At 50.4% G+C, this 18,256-nt stretch carries 17 protein-coding genes, 1 tRNA gene and 1 pseudogene; 5 read left to right on the forward strand and 14 right to left on the reverse strand.

Annotation, left to right across the window (positions count from 1 at the left end; all coding sequences use genetic code 11):
* Positions 1-36 precede the first annotated feature (36 nt).
* From sixA to DSM2777_RS18410, 4 genes are all read right to left on the reverse strand, one after another.
* On the reverse strand, positions 37-519 hold the full coding sequence (gene sixA, locus DSM2777_RS18395) for a phosphohistidine phosphatase SixA (RefSeq protein WP_046457617.1): 483 nt from the start codon (positions 517-519) through the stop codon (positions 37-39).
* A gap of 380 nt (positions 520-899) precedes the next feature.
* Complete coding sequence (gene fadJ / locus DSM2777_RS18400) at positions 900-3,047, reverse strand: fatty acid oxidation complex subunit alpha FadJ (RefSeq protein ID WP_061554795.1); 2,148 nt, start codon at positions 3,045-3,047, stop codon at positions 900-902.
* A complete protein-coding gene (fadI, locus tag DSM2777_RS18405; protein ID WP_046457619.1) occupies positions 3,047-4,375 on the reverse strand; it encodes an acetyl-CoA C-acyltransferase FadI in 1,329 nt (442 codons plus the stop codon). Before fadI ends, fadJ begins: the two co-directional genes overlap by 1 nt.
* A gap of 358 nt (positions 4,376-4,733) precedes the next feature.
* The gene (locus DSM2777_RS18410; RefSeq protein ID WP_074399238.1) at positions 4,734-5,030 is read right to left on the reverse strand and encodes a YfcZ/YiiS family protein; all 297 of its coding nucleotides are present in this window, start codon (positions 5,028-5,030) and stop codon (positions 4,734-4,736) included.
* A gap of 404 nt (positions 5,031-5,434) precedes the next feature.
* Here DSM2777_RS18410 and fadL point away from each other — a divergent pair.
* A pseudogene (gene fadL, locus DSM2777_RS18415) lies at positions 5,435-6,757 on the forward strand (long-chain fatty acid transporter FadL).
* A gap of 116 nt (positions 6,758-6,873) precedes the next feature.
* Here fadL and mlaA read toward each other — a convergent pair.
* The 10 genes from mlaA to ccmA all read right to left on the reverse strand — a co-directional run bounded on the left by mlaA (position 6,874) and on the right by ccmA (position 14,957).
* Positions 6,874-7,635 carry a phospholipid-binding lipoprotein MlaA gene (gene mlaA, locus DSM2777_RS18420; protein WP_061554796.1) on the reverse strand — a complete coding sequence of 254 codons (762 nt, stop codon included), beginning with the start codon at positions 7,633-7,635 and terminating at the stop codon, positions 6,874-6,876.
* 122 nt (positions 7,636-7,757) lie between these two features.
* The gene (gene ccmI / locus DSM2777_RS18425; protein ID WP_061554797.1) at positions 7,758-8,969 is read right to left on the reverse strand and encodes a c-type cytochrome biogenesis protein CcmI; all 1,212 of its coding nucleotides are present in this window, start codon (positions 8,967-8,969) and stop codon (positions 7,758-7,760) included.
* 2 nt (positions 8,970-8,971) lie between these two features.
* Positions 8,972-9,451 carry a cytochrome c-type biogenesis protein gene (locus DSM2777_RS18430; RefSeq protein ID WP_404872868.1) on the reverse strand — a complete coding sequence of 160 codons (480 nt, stop codon included), beginning with the start codon at positions 9,449-9,451 and terminating at the stop codon, positions 8,972-8,974.
* A gap of 5 nt (positions 9,452-9,456) precedes the next feature.
* On the reverse strand, positions 9,457-10,008 hold the full coding sequence (locus DSM2777_RS18435; protein WP_025797743.1) for a DsbE family thiol:disulfide interchange protein: 552 nt from the start codon (positions 10,006-10,008) through the stop codon (positions 9,457-9,459).
* On the reverse strand, positions 10,005-11,978 hold the full coding sequence (locus DSM2777_RS18440) for a heme lyase CcmF/NrfE family subunit (protein WP_046360599.1): 1,974 nt from the start codon (positions 11,976-11,978) through the stop codon (positions 10,005-10,007). The genes DSM2777_RS18435 and DSM2777_RS18440 overlap by 4 nt, the downstream gene beginning before the upstream one ends.
* Positions 11,975-12,481 (reverse strand): cytochrome c maturation protein CcmE, encoded by a 507-nt coding sequence (gene ccmE, locus DSM2777_RS18445; RefSeq protein WP_061554798.1) that lies wholly within the window; start codon positions 12,479-12,481, stop codon positions 11,975-11,977. Before ccmE ends, DSM2777_RS18440 begins: the two co-directional genes overlap by 4 nt.
* On the reverse strand, positions 12,478-12,717 hold the full coding sequence (gene ccmD / locus DSM2777_RS18450; RefSeq protein ID WP_061554799.1) for a heme exporter protein CcmD: 240 nt from the start codon (positions 12,715-12,717) through the stop codon (positions 12,478-12,480). Before ccmD ends, ccmE begins: the two co-directional genes overlap by 4 nt.
* Positions 12,717-13,472, reverse strand: coding sequence for a heme ABC transporter permease (locus tag DSM2777_RS18455; protein ID WP_025797736.1), 756 nt, complete (start codon positions 13,470-13,472; stop codon positions 12,717-12,719). Before DSM2777_RS18455 ends, ccmD begins: the two co-directional genes overlap by 1 nt.
* A 208-nt stretch (positions 13,473-13,680) precedes the next feature.
* Positions 13,681-14,340, reverse strand: coding sequence for a heme exporter protein CcmB (ccmB, locus tag DSM2777_RS18460; RefSeq protein ID WP_025797734.1), 660 nt, complete (start codon positions 14,338-14,340; stop codon positions 13,681-13,683).
* Complete coding sequence (ccmA, locus tag DSM2777_RS18465; RefSeq protein WP_061554800.1) at positions 14,337-14,957, reverse strand: cytochrome c biogenesis heme-transporting ATPase CcmA; 621 nt, start codon at positions 14,955-14,957, stop codon at positions 14,337-14,339. Before ccmA ends, ccmB begins: the two co-directional genes overlap by 4 nt.
* Before the next feature lie 380 nt (positions 14,958-15,337).
* Between ccmA and DSM2777_RS18470 the strand changes: the two genes are divergently transcribed.
* The 4 genes from DSM2777_RS18470 (at position 15,338) to DSM2777_RS23915 (ending at position 18,154) form a co-directional block, all read left to right on the forward strand.
* A tRNA-Arg gene (locus DSM2777_RS18470) sits at positions 15,338-15,412 on the forward strand.
* A 185-nt stretch (positions 15,413-15,597) separates the two neighbouring features.
* On the forward strand, positions 15,598-16,875 hold the full coding sequence (locus DSM2777_RS18475) for a tyrosine-type recombinase/integrase (protein WP_049002101.1): 1,278 nt from the start codon (positions 15,598-15,600) through the stop codon (positions 16,873-16,875).
* A gap of 91 nt (positions 16,876-16,966) precedes the next feature.
* On the forward strand, positions 16,967-17,845 hold the full coding sequence (locus DSM2777_RS18480; RefSeq protein ID WP_061554801.1) for a hypothetical protein: 879 nt from the start codon (positions 16,967-16,969) through the stop codon (positions 17,843-17,845).
* A gap of 108 nt (positions 17,846-17,953) precedes the next feature.
* Positions 17,954-18,154, forward strand: a complete 201-nt coding sequence (locus DSM2777_RS23915) for a helix-turn-helix transcriptional regulator (protein ID WP_071889940.1) — start codon at positions 17,954-17,956, stop codon at positions 18,152-18,154.
* Positions 18,155-18,256: the final 102 nt, after the last annotated feature.

An 18,256-nucleotide genomic window follows, 5' to 3' on the forward strand; every position in this document is an offset into this window, starting at 1 on the left:
GCGGCGATAACCGCCACATTGCCAAAACGAGCAGCGTTAAACTTTCGCCATGACCTGCGCAGGCCCAACCTGCCAGTCAAATACGCCACGTTCGGTGTTAATGTCAAAAGAGACACCGGCAATCGCAGACGTTGCAAACATCGGCGGAGCTTCTTCTGGGCAGAGCTCAGAAACCAAGTAGCCAACCAAGGGCAGGTGCGAAATCACTAATACGCTGCCGACACCGGTTTTCGCTAACGCTTCCAGATAGCATCCGACCATAGCGGGATCGCCGCCTGGCGTGAGCTCTGGCATCACCTCAACATTTTCAGGTAAGGCTAAGCCTTCACGTACTGCCGCCAGCGTTTGCTGGGCGCGCAGATAAGGGCTCACTAACACCTTTTCAATTTTGCATGATTGCGTCTGTAGCCAAGCGGCCATACAGACTGATTCATCGTGACCACGGGTTGTCAGAGGCCTAATTGAATCGCTAGCTGCTTCAAGAGCGGCCTCACCATGACGCATAATAAAAACTTGCATATTGCACCGCTATTGTTGGCTGAATCCTGCACCGCCAGGCCAAAGGGCATTTGGCGGTCGGGCATTCTGCCTGATTCGACACAGAATTAACACGCTAATTTTACCGCGCGTTAGTCACGCAGACTGAAAACATCCACGTGGGTATTGATAACAACACACATAACTGCTGTTTATCTTTTATCCAATATCTAAATATACTACGAAACGCCGTTCGGCGCATCAGCACACCGATAGCGTCAGTCCAAGGCCGTAAATTACCTTGCACAGAATTGCCTGTACAGAGGCAAACAGTGAAAGAGTTGCAAGCAGTGATCAGCCTCTCATTCCCAGATAAATGCTTGCAACCAAGCAACATGCCGTTCTATATGAAACCCTACGAGTTACGAATAAAAGCGCTGATTTTGCTCATTCATGCGCAACAATCTCTCGCACGGAGTGAAATGTGCTCCATGGCGCACACTGAGCGTTTGCAATACCTCAACCACGTTATCAATGCCTAAACGATCCATATAACGGAACGGTCCCCCTAAGAACGGTGGGAAACCGATGCCAAAAACGGCACCAATATCGCCGTCTCTGGCGCTGCGAATAATCCCTTCATCCAAACAGCGGGCGGCTTCATTGAGCATCAGCATCACGCAACGCTGAAAAATATCAGCGTCACTCATTTGTGGTTTTGGCGTCACACCGAGCAATGAATAAACTGAGCTATCAACCTCTTTCTTGCCCTTTTTCCCTTTGGCTTTATAGAGATAAAAACCGCGTCCGTTCTTACGCCCTTTACGATTATCTTTAATCAAGGCGTCAAACGCCGCGGGTGCCGCAAAGCGCTCCCCTAGTTCTGCCACCAGAATGGGAATGATTTTGGTACCCACGTCGATACCCACTTCGTCCAACAACGCAAATGGCCCCACAGGGAAGCCGCCTTTCAGCATCGCCTGATCGATTCCATTGATGGACTCCCCTTCTAATAAACAGCGTGCCGCTTCGCTGATATAGGGAGCCAAAATACGGTTTACGTAAAAACCGGCGCGATCGCCGACGACAATCGCCGTTTTGCCCTGCTTCTGCGCTAACGCCACCGTGGTCGCAATAGTTTGCTCGCTGGTTCCGGCATGAGGGATCACTTCCACCAGCGGCATTTTGTCTACCGGACTGAAATAGTGCAGGCCAATCACCTGCTCGGGTCGCTGTGCCTGCGCCGCAATCTGACTAATCGGCAACGATGACGTATTCGAGGCAAAAACAGTATGCGGGGCACCATATTGTTCAATATCAGCCACCATTTGCTGTTTGAGTTTCAGATCCTCAAACACCGCCTCGATCACCACGTCCATCTGATTAAATCCGCTGTAATCCGTGCAGCCAGATAGCAATTGCATCTGCTTTTGTCTTTCGGCCGGACGCATGCGGCGGGCGCGAACCCGCTTGGTCAGCGTATCCCAGCTGTAGCTGAGTGCATGGCTAATTCCCTGCTCGCTAATATCTTTGATACGAACCGGCAGTCCGCCGCGCGTGGCCGTAACGCAGGCGATACCACCGCCCATCAACCCACCGCCTAATACGCCGATATGACGTAGTTCATGCGGTTTCGCAGCACCGCCTGCCTCTTTTTTCAGCGACGTCGAAGCAAAGAACAGGCTGCGTAACGCCGCAGATTCTGGCGTCATCACCAGCTCACCAAACGCCTTCGCTTCGGCTTCATAACCGCTGGCGCTACCGTGTTCTAATCCTTGGCGCACCACCTGAATGATTTTTTCCGCCGCCGGATAGTTGCCCTGCGTTTTGGCTAAGGTTTTCTTGTGCACGATGCTAAACAGCAACGAACGCCCTAATGGCCCGTTAAGCAGACGTTCGATGACTGGCAGTTCAGGGCGAGTACGCCATCCCTGACGCGCCAGTTGGATCGCGCTTTGCAACAGAATCGAAGCCGGAACGGCGTCATCGACCAACCCCATTTTCAATGCCTGTTTCGCACGCACATGCCTACCGGTCAGCATCAAATCTAAGGCCTGCGAAGCGCCAATCAAACGCGGCAATCGCTGAGTGCCGCCAGAGCCCGGTAGCAAACCAAGCTGCACTTCAGGCAGTCCTAGCGCGGTTTTATCATCCAGTGAACAAATCCGACGGTGGCAGGCTAATGCCAACTCCAAGCCGCCGCCTAAGCAAGCACCGTGGATCGCTGCGACCACAGGAATAGAAAGCGCGGCGATCTTCGCCAGCGTAACCTGCCCTTTTTGCGCCAGTGAACGCGCCTGCTGCTCGCTTTGGCAGGCATCAAGCATGGTGATATCTGCACCGGCGATGAATGAGTCCGGCTTTCCAGAAATAATCACAATGCCCTGTAACTTGTGCGTTTGCGCCTGCTGCAACACGTCTTCGATCTGCTGCACAAATTCTGCTTTAAGCGTATTCACGCGCTCGCCGGGAACATCGATGGTAATCACACCGATATCATTGTCTACCACGCTAAAACGAAAAGCGCTCGGCTGAGTGTCTTGCATGGCGAGGTTTTCCTGAGCTGACATTATTCCACCTCCACGATCATGGCGGCACCGAGCCCACCCGCGGCGCAGGCGGTCGTCAGCCCGAGCCCTCCACCGCGGCGGCGTAATTCATTCAACGTCTGTGTGATCATGCGCGCTCCGGTGGCGGCAAAAGGATGTCCATACGCAATAGAGCCGCCCAACACGTTGAACTTGTTCATATCGACTTCACCAATCGCCTGCGGGCGGCCCAATTTTTCGCGCGCAAACTCATCACTGGCAAACATTTTCAAATTCGCCAACGTTTGTGATGCAAAAGCTTCATGCATATCGATCAGGGTGAGATCCTGCAAGGTGATACCGGCGCGGTCTAATGCCAGCGGCGTCGCATACGACGGCCCAAGCAGCATATCTTCCCAAACATCAATGGCAGAGAAAGCGAAGCTGCGCAGATAGCCTAAGGGGACTAACCCCAGCTCACGCGCTCGTGATTCACTCATCATCAGCACCGCGGCGGCACCATCGGTTAATGGCGTACTGTTCGCCGCCGTTACGCTGCCGTGGCGGCGATCGAAGGCGGGTTTTAGTTTGCTATAAGAAGCCATAGAAGAATCGCTGCGCACGTTATTGTCTTTATCGAGCGACTGCTTGTAAGGCGGAATATAGGCAGTGATAACTTCGTCACGCAAAACGCCTGACTCCCACGCTTTCGCCGCTAAGGTATGCGAGCGATGCGCCAAGGCGTCTTGTTCTTCTCGGCTAATGTGATGGCTTTTTGCCATCTGCTCCGCAGTGTCGCCCATACGCAGCCCGGTTGAATACTCCGCAACCGCAGGAGGCACCGGCAGGAGATCGCGTAGCTTCAGCTTGCTGAATAATTTCAAACGCTGAGACAACGTGCGCGCTTTGTTGGCATCGACCAGCGTGCGCGCCAGCGCCTTGCTTACGCCAATGGGGAGAACCGAAGACGAATCAGCGCCACCTGCGATACCGACAGAAATGGTGCCCGCCATAATGCTCTCTGCCACGTTGGCTATTGCCTGAAAGCTGGTTGCACAGGCTCGTGACACGCTGTAAGCATCGGTATGAATGCTCATTCCGGTGCCTAAAACAATTTCTCGCGCAATATTAGGAGCCTCTGGCATTTGCACAACCTGCCCAAACACCAGTTGATCGATAGCCTCAGGAGAAATATTGCTTCGAGCCAGTAACTCACTAACCACCATATTGCCCAATTCAACGGCAGGAATGCCATGAAACGCCGTCGCTTGGCGGGCAAAGGGCGTTCTTAATCCCTGCACAATCGCGACGCGGTCGCCTGTGCGAGTCGTCAGAGCCAATGGGGATGACAAAGGAAGTGCCTGACTCATTTTGTGCTCCTGCGCAATACGCTAAAAATATCAAAATTGTTACCAAACCCTGAGCCATGAAAGACAGGCGAAAGTGATTCACGCCTTGCATTCAGTTAACAGGTCTGACCTGATAGCGTAAATTCTTAACCCAAATTTTACATTTAGCAAACAACAAAACGTAAGAACTGAGAGCAGAAGCAGGTTTCTTATTCAGAGATAATGTGGAAGGAGGCGAATAGATTTCGAGGAAATAATATAGCCCGTGAATATATGCATGGATAAAAATAGCAATGCAGGGACGCGAGAGGCTTTATTTTAATATAAAAAAAGCGCGGCCTAAGCCACGCTTAAAATACGACCAACCAACGCGATGCGATTAACGCAGGCCAAGTTGGAAAATCAGAGTTTCAGCTTCACAGGCAAAAGCGAAATCAACGGTCAGCGCATAGCCTTCCGCCGTTTTAGTGATATTGCTCTTAATTTCACATGGATCGGATTCGATACCGCGTGCTTTTTGTGTCAGCTGTTCCAGCATGGCTTTCGCATCAGCTTCCGTAGCAAATACATTGCTATAGGATGCGGTGCAGTCGGTGTTATCCATGATGGTGCCGACATCAACGCAACAGCAAGCCGCTGTTTCTTGTGCACTGCATTTTTTAATAGCATCAGTCATTTCAATCATCTCCTCGACGGGGAATGAACCCCTTTTATATCGCCAATTATGATCTGGCTCAAAAAATATAAAAACTGTGGGTATTTTACTCCTCTCCCACTACAGAGACTAGTGATATGCCAGATGAATGACATTAAGTGAGCAAAATCACATTATTTGGCGGTTATTTCTCCGCACTTGTAATCAATTCTTTATTAGTTCCGTTGTTTTTTGTTACAGAGATCTCTTTTCTTGAATCAATTTGGAAATATTTAATAAACATTCTTGCAACATACCAAGAGGTCAGACCTATACTCAGCTCACTGGTCTGATTTGTCAGATCGAACTCGGACCCTACAATCCGCGCTCCTTGTTACAGTACGTAACATAGTTTAAATAAAACACACAATAATGAGGTTTCGGTCATGCGCCAGAAAAACCTGTTTACTAAGTCAGCATTAGCTGCAGCAGTGGCACTGCTTTCATCAAACGTCAATGCCGCTGGTTTCCAGCTGAATGAGTTCTCAGCCGCTGGCTTGGGCCGAGCCTATTCCGGTGAAGGCGCCATCGCAGATACTCCTGCATCTGCCAGCCGCAACCCGGCACTATTGAGCATGTACGATCGGCCAGCGATGTCCATCGGCGGCGTATTTATCGATCCAGATGTTGATATCTCTGGTCGTTCTCCAAGCGGTCAAAGCTTGAACGCGAAAAACATCGCACCAACTGCATGAGTACCTAACTTCCATTACGTACAGCCGATCAACGACCAATGGGCCGTTGGTGCGTCTGTCACCTCTAACTATGGTCTAGCAACCGAGTTTAACGACAACTACGCTGCTGGCTCGATGGGCGGTACTACCGACCTGACCACGGCCAACCTGAACCTGAGCGCGGCATACCGTGCTAACGAACATTTCAGCTTCGGTTTAGGCTTTGATGCTGTCTATGCTAAAGCGAAGATTGACCGCTACGCAGGTGACCTGCCACTGCTGCTTGCTGGTTCTGGCAAGTTGCCACCGGCTCTTGCGGGACAGGTCGCGCAAATCCCTGCCAATACTCAGATTAGTCATCTGAAAGGTGATGAATGGGGCTTTGGTTGGAACGCAGGTATCCTTTACGAAGTGGATGAAAACAACCGCTTCGGCTTTACCTATCGTTCAGAAGTTAAAATCGACTTCGACGGCGATTACAAAAGCGACCTGCCATCCTCGCTGAACGGCATTGGCTCAATGATTGGTCTGCCAGCGGGCACCAACGGTGCAACCGTACCGGGCTCTCTGACCTTGAACCTGCCTGAAATGTGGGAAGTCTCTGGTTACCACAAAGTGGCACCACAGTGGGCCGTTCACTACAGCCTGGCATACACCAGTTGGAGTCAGTTCCAAGAGCTGAAAGCCAAAGGTTCTAACGGCCAGACGCTGTTCTATAAAGACGAAGGCTTCAAAGATGCGTACCGCATCGCGATTGGTACCACTTACTTCTACGACGACAACTGGACCTTCCGTACCGGTATCGCATTCGATGATAGCCCAGTGCCAGCCGGTACTCGTTCTATCTCGATTCCCGATCAGGATCGTGCATGGATCAGTGCGGGTACCAGCTACGCCTTCAACAAAGACGCTTCTGTTGACGTAGGTGTTTCCTATATGCACGGCTCAAAAGTGACCATCAACGAAGGTCCATACGAGTTCAAGTCTGAAGGTAAAGCATGGCTGTACGGTGCTAACTTCAACTACGCGTTCTAATTTTTAAAACGCATCACTCTCTAAAAGCGCCTTCTGGGCGCTTTTTTATTTGGGGCAACAAAAGATTCAGACATAAAAAAAGCGCCCTCAGGCGCTTTTTCACATCAAGCTTAGTATCAATTTGAATCGATATCTTTCAAATCATCCTGAATGACTGACGCATTTGGATTGACTGGCGCGGTTAACTGACCACCGGTTGCCAAGAAATCATAGCGCTGGAAATAAGCTTCACGCATAAAGATATAGGGATCTGAAGAGTTTTTCAGCAGGCCATCAGAATCCAGTAACTGTGCACGCGTTTCGATACCTTCAACCACCCATTTACCCGCAGACATCCAGAATGTCAGCCAGCTTAAGGTTGGATACAGATAGTCAACGTAGTCACCGCCGTCCTGACGCGGCGTCACGCTGCCGTAACCCGGAAGCACGACATACGGGCCATAAGGCACGTCGTAATAGCCTAGCGTGCTACCAAAGCGGTGTGGTTCCTGCTTGGCTAACTTAGGATTCGCCATCGTGGCAACGTCAATGAAGCCGCCCATACCTAAAATAGTATTCAGGAAGAAGCGGTTAAAGTGCACGAAGCCATCGTAAACCTTGCCTTCGAGGAAACTGTTCACCATGCTGGCCGGTTCTTCAAGGTTGCTGGTGAAGTTCGAGATGCCGGTTCGTGCTGGCACGGGGACATAGTCTCGCCAAGCGACGGCGACAGGACGCAGTACATACGGGTCCAGATAGTCGTAGTTCACGCTAAACATCGCGCGGTTAAAACCCTCTAACGGGTCTGATCGCCCCTGAGCTTCTGGTTTTGATGAGCTAGACGCACACCCCACCAGTAATACGCTTGCCAGAGCCACTCCTGTCAGCCGAAGTTTCATATCTTCTCCATGAAAAGGGACCGCTGATAACCGGCTGAAAATTAACGCTGCCGTCAGCGATCCTCATATTATTATTCTGATCATTCTTATGCCCAGATACTTAGGTCTTTGCAACAGACGATTTATGGTACTTGATGATCAATCTGTACGCTAATCTGACTCTCTTTATTATAGGGCATAACCGCACTTTCACCGAACCAGTCACCCGGTTGCGGATTGGCTAAACCATTTCGAGAGATCCGTGCACGCACCTTCACCTGCTTTTGGGCCGAAAGCAAACGCTCTGGCATCATGGCATTCGCATCGGATAACGATACCGTAACCGGGAAATGCCCCAAAGGCAGCTGCTTCACCGCCACAGGGATAGGCGCAACGCCATCGGTGACTGACACCACCAGCACCGCCGTTGGCGGCAATTGGCGTTCAACCTCCGGAGGCAGATTAATCGTGACACTCAGCTGGGTATTATCCTCACCAGACTGTGCTTTGGCTTGCTCAATGCTGCGCTTTAACACTTCGCGACGACTATCATTTTCCGACAGTACGCGCAGCATCATCTCCCACGCGCCGATCGCTTTCTTGTAATCGCCCTGCTCGAAAGCATTGAAGGCTAACAGACTGAGAACCCGTACATCTTGATGGTTGCGCGCCATCATGTTGCCCAGCATATCCGCAGCTTGTTTATTGTCTTCAGGATCGTTGGAACGAGTGAGCACTTCTGCGTAGCCCAATGCCACTTCCGGCTCATTCGGTGCTAACTGATACGCATGGGAAAAGGCCTGAGTAGCGGTCGTTGCATTATTCAGCGCCATACCGATGCGGCCTAACATTACCCAGTCAGCCACATTACGCGGATCGGTTTGCAGCTCGGTGCGCAAGCCTAATCCCAAACGCGCAATCTCTTCCATCGTGAGCGGCTGCTTATCTTCATTCATCACGCGCTCACGCAGAGAAGGCATTTCGCTCATGACCAAATTCCAGCCCTGAACCTGCGCCAGACCGCCGGTTTTAAGATAAAAACCAACGGAAATCAGCACCAAAATGACCACGCCCGGCAGTAACACCCAGCGGTTTAACGGCTCAGGTTTCGCCGCTTGTGCATCAGGCACATCAGACAGCAGATTTTGCTGTAGTTCCTCAATCATCACCTGACGCTCAGCCACCACGCCCTGCTCTTCGTCTTGCTCAAGCTCTTGCAAACGCTGATGGTAAAAACGCGTATTAAGGCGATCGCGATCTTCCGGCAGATCGCGCTGAGGCTGACGTAGCACTGGAACCAGCAATAATGCGGCAGCGATAATCAACAAAACTAAAACTATCAACCAAAAAGCCATTATCAATGTTCCCTGTCGCTGTCGTTAAGTAGCTGGTTTAAACGTTGTTTCTCGGCCTCGCTGAGCGTCTCGCTGCTCGATACCTCAGGCTCGTTAGGACGGCGACGGCGTGCTCGGGTAATCACCACGATAGCGCCCAGTAAAACAAACAGCGCAGGGCCAGCCCAAAGAATAATGGTCGCCGCGGTTAACGGCGGCTCATAGGTGACGAAGTTGCCATAGCGCGCCACCATATATTCGGTAATCTGCTTGTTGGTGTAGCCTTTTTCCATCAGCTCATACACTTTCTGACGCATATCGGAGGCGATAATAGCGTTGGAGTCAGCGATGCTGTTGTTCTGGCATTTTGGACAGCGCAGCTGTTCGGTTAACTCACGGTATTGCTGCTCTTGTTCCACGCTTTTAAAGCTGTAGGTATCAATGGCCGCCCACGCGCTCACCGAAAGCATAATACCCGCCAGCGCGCTAACCCATCGTAGCATTCGCATTATTTAGCTCCTTCATATTGGCGATATAAAGGCTCGATCTCTTGCTGCCATACGCGATCGTTAAGATCGCCCGCATGGCGATAGCGAATAATGCCATTGCCGTCGATCAGGAAAGTCTCCGGTGCGCCATAGACGCCGAGATCCAAACCCAGCATGCCGTCGCCGTCATACAGGCTTAACGCATAGGGATTTCCTAAATCATTCAGCCATTTGACTGCTTTCTGGCGGTCATCTTTATAGTTCAGTCCGACGACGCGGATCCCTTTCGCCGCCAGCTTATTCAGATACTGATGCTCGGCATAGCAGGTTGGGCACCATGTCGCCCATACGTTCAGCAACATGGGTTTGCCGTCGTGCAGAACGCCTTGGTCAAAGGTTTTACCCGGCTGATCCAATGATTCCAGCTTGAACTCCGGAACGGGTTTGCCGATCAACGCAGATTCCAGCATGGTGGGATCTTCCCCACCCGCGTTGCGCTGTAGCTGGATGACAAACGCCAGCACCAGCAGCATAAATAACACTAACGGGATAAAGAGCAGCTTGCGATTCATGCTGTTTTCTCCGCTTTATCTTGTTGTGCCTTTTCTTTACGGCTTGAGCGATAGCGCGGGTCGAGCATGCATAACACGCCGCCGATCGCCATCAGCACGCCGCCGTACCAAATCCAGCGCACAAAAGGCTTGTAATAAAGACGCACAGCCCACGCGCCATCATCGAGTTCTTCACCCAATGCCGCATACAGATCGCGTGTTAAACCGCCGTCAATGGCCGCTTCGGTCATCATGCTGCGCGCAGTCGCGTAGTAACGTTTTTCGGCACGCAGCGTGGCTTCTGGCTTACCGTCACGCGTAACATCAATGATGCCCACGCCGCCGGTATAGTTCGGGCCTTTGATGTCATGCACATCGCGGAACACAAAGTGATAATTGTGAATATCTACGCTGTCACCAGACTTCATGCGCACATCGCGCTCAATGCTGTAGCTTTGACTGAAAGCGATACCGATCACCGTCACGGCAACGCCTAAATGGCCCAGCACCATGCCCCAGTGGCTGCGAGGCAGTTTAGTCAGCCCCTTCCAGAAACCGTGGCGATGCGTCGCGCGCTCGTGTAATTCCATCAGCGTAAGAATCACTACCCAGAATGCCATCAGCAGGCCAACCACCGTCATACCTTCAACGCGGTCCTGCATCAGCCAAGGCAGCAACACGGACAGGATCACGGTCACAATCATCGCAACCAACAAACGTTTCCAGAACTTAGCCGGTTCATCACGACGCCAGCGCACTAACGGTCCAACGCCTAACAGCAGCGCGAACGGCGCCATCAGCCAGGTAAACATCGAGTTAAAGAAAGGCTCGCCGATGGAAATACTGCCCAAGCCAAGCTGTTTATGCACCAGCGGCAACAATGTCCCTAACAGCACCACCAGCATGGCAGCAACTAACAGCACGTTGTTTCCTAGCAAGAAGGTTTCGCGTGAAAACACCTCGTGCTGCGTGCGGCTGCGAACCTGCGCACCTTTGACCGCATACAGCAGCAATGAGCCGCCGATGACGATAACCAGATAGGCCAGAATGAACATTCCACGCGCCGGATCGGAAGCGAATGAGTGCACTGAAACTAATACGCCGGAACGCACAAGGAACGTCCCTAACAGGCACAGAGAAAACGCCGTGATCGCTAACAGCACCGTCCACGCTTTGAAGGTCCCGCGTTTTTCGGTTACCGCCAACGAGTGCAACAACGCCGTACCCGCCAGCCATGGCATAAAGGAAGCATTTTCTACCGGATCCCAGAACCACCAGCCGCCCCAGCCCAGCTCGTAATAGGCCCAAGCGGAACCTAAAACAATGCCCATGGTGAGGAAAATCCACGCCGCCATCGTCCACGGACGTGACCAGCGCGCCCATGCGGTATCTAAGCGCCCAGCCATCAGTGAAGCGATGGAGAATGCAAAGGCGACTGAGAATCCAACGTAGCCCATATACAGCAACGGCGGATGGAAAATCAGGCCAATATCCTGCAACAGCGGATTCAGATCGCTGCCGTCAATCGGGAAGTTCGGTAAGGTGCGGGTAAAGGGATTCGAGGTGAGAATAATGAACAGCAAGAAGCCAACGTTAATCATCCCCATCACCGACAGCACGCGTGCCACCGAGTCCTGCGGCATGCTGCGGCTAAATAGCGCTACGGCCAGCGTCCAACAGCTTAACAGCAGCACCCAGAGAAGGAGCGAACCTTCATGTGCGCCCCAGGTTGCCGCGATGCGGTAATAGACCGGAAGCTGGGTATTCGAGTTTGCCGCAACGTAGGAAACCGTAAAATCGTTGGTAATAAAGGCATATACCAAACAACCAAATGAAATCGCGATACTCAAAAACAAGCCATAGGTCAATGGCCGCGCCACCGACATCATGCGCACGTCTTGTCTCGCGGCCCCCCATAGCGGATAAATGCTCAGCAATACGGAGAGCGCTAATGAGAGCGATAGCAGGAAATTGCCAATTTCAGGGATCATGACTGCGGGCTCCCCGCATTCGTATTGCCACTATTCTGCTGATAGGAATCAGCTGGGCGACTATGGTTTTGCTCCATCGCTTCTTTTACCTCAGGTGGCGTATATTTTTCATCGTGTTTTGCCAGGACTTCTTTGGCGTGCACCACGTTGTCTTCGCCCATCACGCCTTGTGCAACGACACCCTGCCCTTCGCGGAAGAGATCCGGCAAGATGCCTTCGTAGGTCACACCAATAGCGCCATGCGCATCGTAGATTTTAAACGAGACTTTCAGGCTTTGCTGATCGCGTTTTACCGAACCGGGCATCACCATGCCGCCAATACGCAAGCGCTGGCCCACTTCAGGCTTCTCATGGTTTTCACCTTTGCCCTGCAGGATTTCGGTTGGGGTATAAAACAGATCAATATTCGAGCGCAATGCATAAAGCACCAAAGTGATCGTCACAGCCAAGCCGAGTAAAACGACAATGGCCAGATAGAGGCGACTCTTACGACGCGGGTTCATGATGATTGCTCTCCTTGTGAAGCTGACGAAGCGCGCTGCTGACCCTGCGCTTGTTTAATTCGCTGTTCGCGCGCCTGATGGCGGCGAATTTCAGCCAAAATTTGGCGGCGTTGCCACTGGGTATGGCAAACCAGTAAAAGTAACGGAATCAGCGTTGCGGCAACGGAAAGCCAAACGTAAAAGGCATAACCGCCCATCGCGAAGAAATCTTGCCAAGAGGAAAATGCAGGACTCATTAGGAACGCTCCTTAGGCTGATTTTTTAGGCGAGGGTTCACTAACGCATTCACCCAAGGACGCCGACGCTCTTGCAGTAAAATTAAATTGCGTAGACGCATCAACGTTAAGGTGATGAAGAAAAACAGGTAGCCGAAGATTGCCCAACGCAGCGGATAGCGCATGCTCGGGTCAATGGTATTTTGCATGTTGGTCGATCCCTGATGCAGGGTATTCCACCACTCAACGGAGAAATGAATAATCGGCAGATTGACCACGCCAACGAGAACCAGAATACCGGCGGCGCGACCGGCAGTGCGGCGATCTTCAAAGGCGTTATACAACGCAATGGCGCCTAGATAGAGGAACAGTAGCACCAGTTCGGAGGTTAAACGCGCATCCCAAACCCACCACGTTCCCCACATCGGCTTGCCCCACGCCGATCCTGTCGCCAGCGCAATAAAGGTAAACACCGCGCCAACCGGCGCCATGGCTGCGCTCACCAGATCGGACATTTTCATCTGCCAGACCAAACCGATAAACGCCGCAATCGCCATAGAGGCATAGATCCCCATCGACCAGATAGCCGCTGGCACATGGATGTACATAATGCGATAGCTGTTACCCTGCTGATAATCTGACGGCGCATAGCCAAAGCCCCAGATCCAACCCACTAACAGGCATACCGCCCCGGCTAATCCAAGCCACGGGACGAACTTACCGCAAAGATGATAAAGCCGCTCAGGCTTGGCAAGCTGATGAAGCCATTTCCACATTGAGATTTATGCTCACAAAACGAAAAATTTTTGTCTCGGCGTCACTGCCGAAACCCCACAAAAAGGCGCTGTCTTCTACTGCTTGCAGGCTCTTTTCAGACAATCTACTTTCACACCGCAATACATATTTGTTCGTTAGTTTGACGCATGATACTAGCGACAAACAAAAAGGTTTTGTTAATAGCTGAATTCGGCTTTACCGAATGCGCTATTGCACGCTAACCCGAAGCGCAGCTGCCGCAGCAAAAGGCGACAGCGTGATACTGCCCGCTAACATCGCGCCTAAGATGGCTAAATAACCACCGATAGGCATTCCCATCGAAGCCGCATCGATTGCCGACGTCGCAAAAATCAGGATAGGAATATAAAGAGGCAACACCAGTAAACTTAACAAAACGCCGCCTTTACGTAACCCAACCGTTAACGCAACGCCAATCGAACCAATAAAGCTCAACGTCGGGGTGCCGAGTAACAGCGTTAATGCCACCGCCCACCACGTGGCCATATCAAAAGAGAGCAATAACGCCACTAACGGAGAAAGGATCAGCAGCGGTAGTCCTGTCACCAGCCAATGGGCCAATACCTTTGCCAACACCGTTAACGCCAGCGGAGATGGCGTGAGCATCAGTTGCTCTAGGGTGCCATCCAGATAATCGTCTTTAAACAATCGTTCTAACGAAAGCAATGCCGCCAGCAACGCCGCAACCCAAACCACGCCGGGGGCGATACGCGCCAGCAGCTGAGGTTCAGGACCGATACTTAATGGGAACAGCGTAATGACGATCAAAAAGAACCACAGCGGATTAATAATTTCAGCGCCGTTACGAAAGGCAATTTTCAGCTCGCGGCGCAAAACGGTCATGATCATAGTGCCGTTTCCTCTCCGCTTAGGCGCAACTTACGCATGCGATAATCTAAATCCTGATGCGTGGTCAGCAAAATAATGCCACCCGAGCGCGTATGTTGCTCAAACAGTGCGATCAACTTCGCCACGCCAGATTTATCAATGGCGGTAAGCGGTTCATCTAAGATCCAGAGCTTTGCATTGCTCAGCCAAAGGCGCGCCAGCGCAACTCGGCGCTGTTGTCCGGCAGAAAGCTGGGCAACGGGAACGTCTTCATAGCCAATCAGATCAACCTGAGCCAGTGCGTCCCAAATCGCGTCTTGGTTATTATCGCCCTGCACTTTTTGGTAGAACGCGAGGTTTTCAAACGGCGTTAACACCGATTTCACCCCAGCCTGATGGCCAAGATAAATCATCTGCTGTTGATACTCTTCGCGCTGTTTACGAATCGATTTTTGTTGCCACTGTATATCGCCACTCTCAGGCTGAGACAGTCCGGCAATCATTCGTAGCAAGGTGGTTTTTCCCGCCCCATTGGGACCTTCTATTTGCACCATTTCACCCGCATTAACCTGAAAACTAAGCTGGCTAAACAGCACTCGCTCGTCACGGCTACAGGTTAGAAGGGAGATATTCAGCATCGAAGAATGTATTCCTAAAATCGAGATAGCACATCATATCATAAGCCTATAACAGCTCGTACCCCGCAGCCTGTGCGAAAACTACCCACATGGAGGTAAAATTCCGCGTCAGATCAAGGAGTGATATCACACGCCCATCCAGCAGAGCACGCCCTATGGCGAGATTAGCATGCCTCCCTCCTTCGTCGATGCAACGTTACGGTGGGTTACATTTGATTAATATATTTCATAAATACATAACATAGGGGACTGCCGAAAAGGGAAAAAAAGGAAAAGTAGCGGGCTTTACGAGGAAAACTTCACAAGATTGGTGACAAAGCATGCAATCAACACCAACCACACTTATTCTATTGATAAAAATGCGTATAATGGCGGCCGTTGTCCTCTTAGTTAAATGGATATAACGAGCCCCTCCTAAGGGCTAGTTGCAGGTTCGATTCCTGCAGGGGACACCATTGAGTTATTTCACAACACTTCAGTTCATTTCTAAAACCCAGTAATACCAGGCCTTTCAGCAACACTCCTTCTTACACAGCTTTCAATTACCTTCATGACATTACAGCACTCTGATGGTATAAGTGATGGTATTCGTCAGTTCGATATCCAGATACCATCAATTACCTCTTGAGGGGTGCCCCTTATGGCTATAAACGAGCTTTCACCCAAACAGATCGAGAATGCCAAACCACAGAATTCCGATTACAAGCTAACGGATGGTGGCAGCCTGTACCTGTTGGTCAAAAAGACCGGTGGCAAATACTGGCGCATGAATTATCGCTTTGCTGGTAAGCAGGCGACATTAGCCCTAGGCGTGTATCCGGATGTTCCACTGACAACAGCACGTAAACGCAGAGATGAAGCCAGACAGCTGCTTGCCGACGGCAGAGATCCACGTGAAGCAAAAAAAGCTGAAAGCACTGAACCAACGTCACCGACTTTCGAGGCTATAGCCCGTGAGTGGCACGGCGGAACGATGGGACATCCTGAGTGGAAAGAGATCACTCGTAATAAAATATTGAGGGAAATGGAAAACCACATATTTCCTCTCATCGGTAGCAAACCCATCGACAACTTAAAAACACGGGATCTGCTACCCTTGCTTATCAGCATGAACGAACAAGGCATTGGTGCTACTACGGGAAGAGTAAAGACAACGATGAGCAGCGTATTCCGCTATGCGGTTCAGCGTGGAATAGTCGAGTACAACCCAGCTCACGACCTGAAAGGTGCTTTGACGAGTCCTAAAACTAAACACCGCCCCGCCCTTCCTCTGGATCGCCTGCCAGAATTGATGACGAAAACTGAAACGTACACAGGCAGATCTCTCACCAAACTCGCCGTGTTACTTTCTCTTCATACATTCGTTCGTTCAAGCGAACTTCGCCATGCTCGCTGGGACGAGATAAATTTTGAAACTGCCATGTGGACAATCCCTGGCCAGCGAGAAGAAATTGCAGGCGTAAAATTCTCTGAACGTGGGGCTAAAATGGGCAGTGGGCATGCAGTACCACTGTCTTCGCAGGCAATTGACATATTGAAATCGATTAAAACCATCAGCAGTGAATACACGCTGATTTTTCCTGGCGATAGCAACCCCTATAAGCCTATGAGTGAGAACACAGTTAATAAAGCGCTCCGTACTATGGGTTATGATACCCAGGCCGATATTTGCTTACATGGTTTCCGGGCAATGGCCTGCTCTGCTCTTACCGAATCAGGATTGTGGTCACGGGATGCCGTAGAGCGGCAAATGAGTCATCAGGAACGTAATGAGGTACGTGCGGCTTATGTTCACCTGGCGCAGCATATGCAGGAGCGCCGCCGAATGATGCAGTGGTGGTCAGACTATCTTGAAGCAAACTCGGATAAACATGTCGCACCATATGACATGAAGAAATTACGAGTTGTTGGCAGTTAACCGAACTAACTGAGGCTAGCTCGGTCAGGCGAAAAGCAGTAACACCTGCTGCCTGCCTCGGTTTTCATCAGGTGCGCACGAGGGTGAGGTGATGGATAGCAACGTCTGGAAAGAGAACCGAATTGCGCCTTTAGAATACTGCTCATTCGAAAGAGCTGCTAAATTGCTCAATTGCGAATGTGAAGACTTAATTCACTGGAATAAAATAGGTGCTATATCATTAGCTTTTGAGCCAAAAAATTTAGCTGGTGATTTGTCTGTTAGTTTTTACGAAAATGTTGCTGATAATATTGAACGATACAACCTCTCGTACAATATTACAGCCGACTTGAGCTTCTATGGTTCGATCTTTAATTCTAAGCGAGGATATAAAGAAGGTGTGTACTTTCATCAACTACGTTATGGATTTAATTTTTCAGGGTACATCAATGGATTATGGATTATTAGCTCCGGAGTTATAAATGAGAACAGCGGCATATTCATATCAAATGAAAAATCTAATGGATGTTGCTTATTCCAACCTATCAATAAGTCCAATGAAATATGCTCTACCTTTTTTATTTACAAAGGAGATGAAGAGTTCACACTAGGACTGAGTGAACTCTTCATAACAAGGTTAGATATCGAAAAAATCTGGGCAGCTACAATCCTTGGCGAGCCAATGGATAGCTACTTTACGGGTAAGCCTCGAGAAGATAAACCTATTCTCCCGAACCCCGTATCGCTAACACAAAGTGCAAGGCATGATAGAAATAGGCAGAGACTCGAATCTGCTGCTAAAAAGGTACTTACAAATCACCGGGATGAATGTGTCGACAAAAGCGGTAAACTGGTTTTTACAAAATGGGCTTCAGCCACGTTGAAATATAGAAATAATTATGGTGGATTTATTCATTCGAGCCAAAGAGGAATTAGTAAAATACTCAAAGAAATGCAGGAAGAGGAAACCGCTCAACATAGTGCAGGGTAAACTTACCCTGCTACTGTGTAAGCTTACCTTGTATTTAAATCATTCAATGCACCACCTAACATCTGCCATGTTGATTACACAAACGACATAACATGGCAGGTGAAACCTATGATTACACAACCCTACCCTCACTCAGGGCATGCCCGACCACGAGCTACAGCTGATTTCCTTAAAGTCAGCACCGTCACTCTTTGGCGCTGGGAAACTAGCAAACCCGATTTTCCGAAGTCCATTCGTCTTTCTGAACGTGTCACTGTCTACGATGCAGCAGAGATCCGATCCTGGCTGGAAGCGAAGAAACACATCTAATTCCCTGGAGTAAAAACCATGAAATTGAAAAATTCTGGCTTAACTGCTAGTGGCCAATCTCACGCTGAAAAAAGTGACCCGCGAATTATCATTAGCAAACAT

It is taken from the genome of Obesumbacterium proteus, from assembly GCF_001586165.1.
Lineage (GTDB): Bacteria > Pseudomonadota > Gammaproteobacteria > Enterobacterales > Enterobacteriaceae > Hafnia > Hafnia protea.

Bases quoted from the DNA above. Each gene is read 5' to 3' on its own strand.
- sixA (WP_046457617.1), bottom strand. From the start codon at position 519: ATGCAAGTTTTTATTATGCGTCATGGTGAGGCCGCTCTTGAAGCAGCT.
- fadJ (WP_061554795.1), bottom strand. From the start codon at position 3,047: ATGTCAGCTCAGGAAAACCTCGCCATGCAAGACACTCAGCCGAGCGCT.
- fadI (WP_046457619.1), bottom strand. From the start codon at position 4,375: ATGAGTCAGGCACTTCCTTTGTCATCCCCATTGGCTCTGACGACTCGC.
- DSM2777_RS18410 (WP_074399238.1), bottom strand. From the start codon at position 5,030: ATGACTGATGCTATTAAAAAATGCAGTGCACAAGAAACAGCGGCTTGC.
- mlaA (WP_061554796.1), bottom strand. From the start codon at position 7,635: ATGAAACTTCGGCTGACAGGAGTGGCTCTGGCAAGCGTATTACTGGTG.
- ccmI (WP_061554797.1), bottom strand. From the start codon at position 8,969: ATGGCTTTTTGGTTGATAGTTTTAGTTTTGTTGATTATCGCTGCCGCA.
- DSM2777_RS18430 (WP_404872868.1), bottom strand. From the start codon at position 9,451: ATGCTACGATGGGTTAGCGCGCTGGCGGGTATTATGCTTTCGGTGAGC.
- DSM2777_RS18435 (WP_025797743.1), bottom strand. From the start codon at position 10,008: ATGAATCGCAAGCTGCTCTTTATCCCGTTAGTGTTATTTATGCTGCTG.
- DSM2777_RS18440 (WP_046360599.1), bottom strand. From the start codon at position 11,978: ATGATCCCTGAAATTGGCAATTTCCTGCTATCGCTCTCATTAGCGCTC.
- ccmE (WP_061554798.1), bottom strand. From the start codon at position 12,481: ATGAACCCGCGTCGTAAGAGTCGCCTCTATCTGGCCATTGTCGTTTTA.
- ccmD (WP_061554799.1), bottom strand. From the start codon at position 12,717: ATGAGTCCTGCATTTTCCTCTTGGCAAGATTTCTTCGCGATGGGCGGT.
- DSM2777_RS18455 (WP_025797736.1), bottom strand. From the start codon at position 13,472: ATGTGGAAATGGCTTCATCAGCTTGCCAAGCCTGAGCGGCTTTATCAT.
- ccmB (WP_025797734.1), bottom strand. From the start codon at position 14,340: ATGATCATGACCGTTTTGCGCCGCGAGCTGAAAATTGCCTTTCGTAAC.
- ccmA (WP_061554800.1), bottom strand. From the start codon at position 14,957: ATGCTGAATATCTCCCTTCTAACCTGTAGCCGTGACGAGCGAGTGCTG.
- DSM2777_RS18475 (WP_049002101.1), top strand. From the start codon at position 15,598: ATGGCTATAAACGAGCTTTCACCCAAACAGATCGAGAATGCCAAACCA.
- DSM2777_RS18480 (WP_061554801.1), top strand. From the start codon at position 16,967: ATGGATAGCAACGTCTGGAAAGAGAACCGAATTGCGCCTTTAGAATAC.
- DSM2777_RS23915 (WP_071889940.1), top strand. From the start codon at position 17,954: ATGATTACACAACCCTACCCTCACTCAGGGCATGCCCGACCACGAGCT.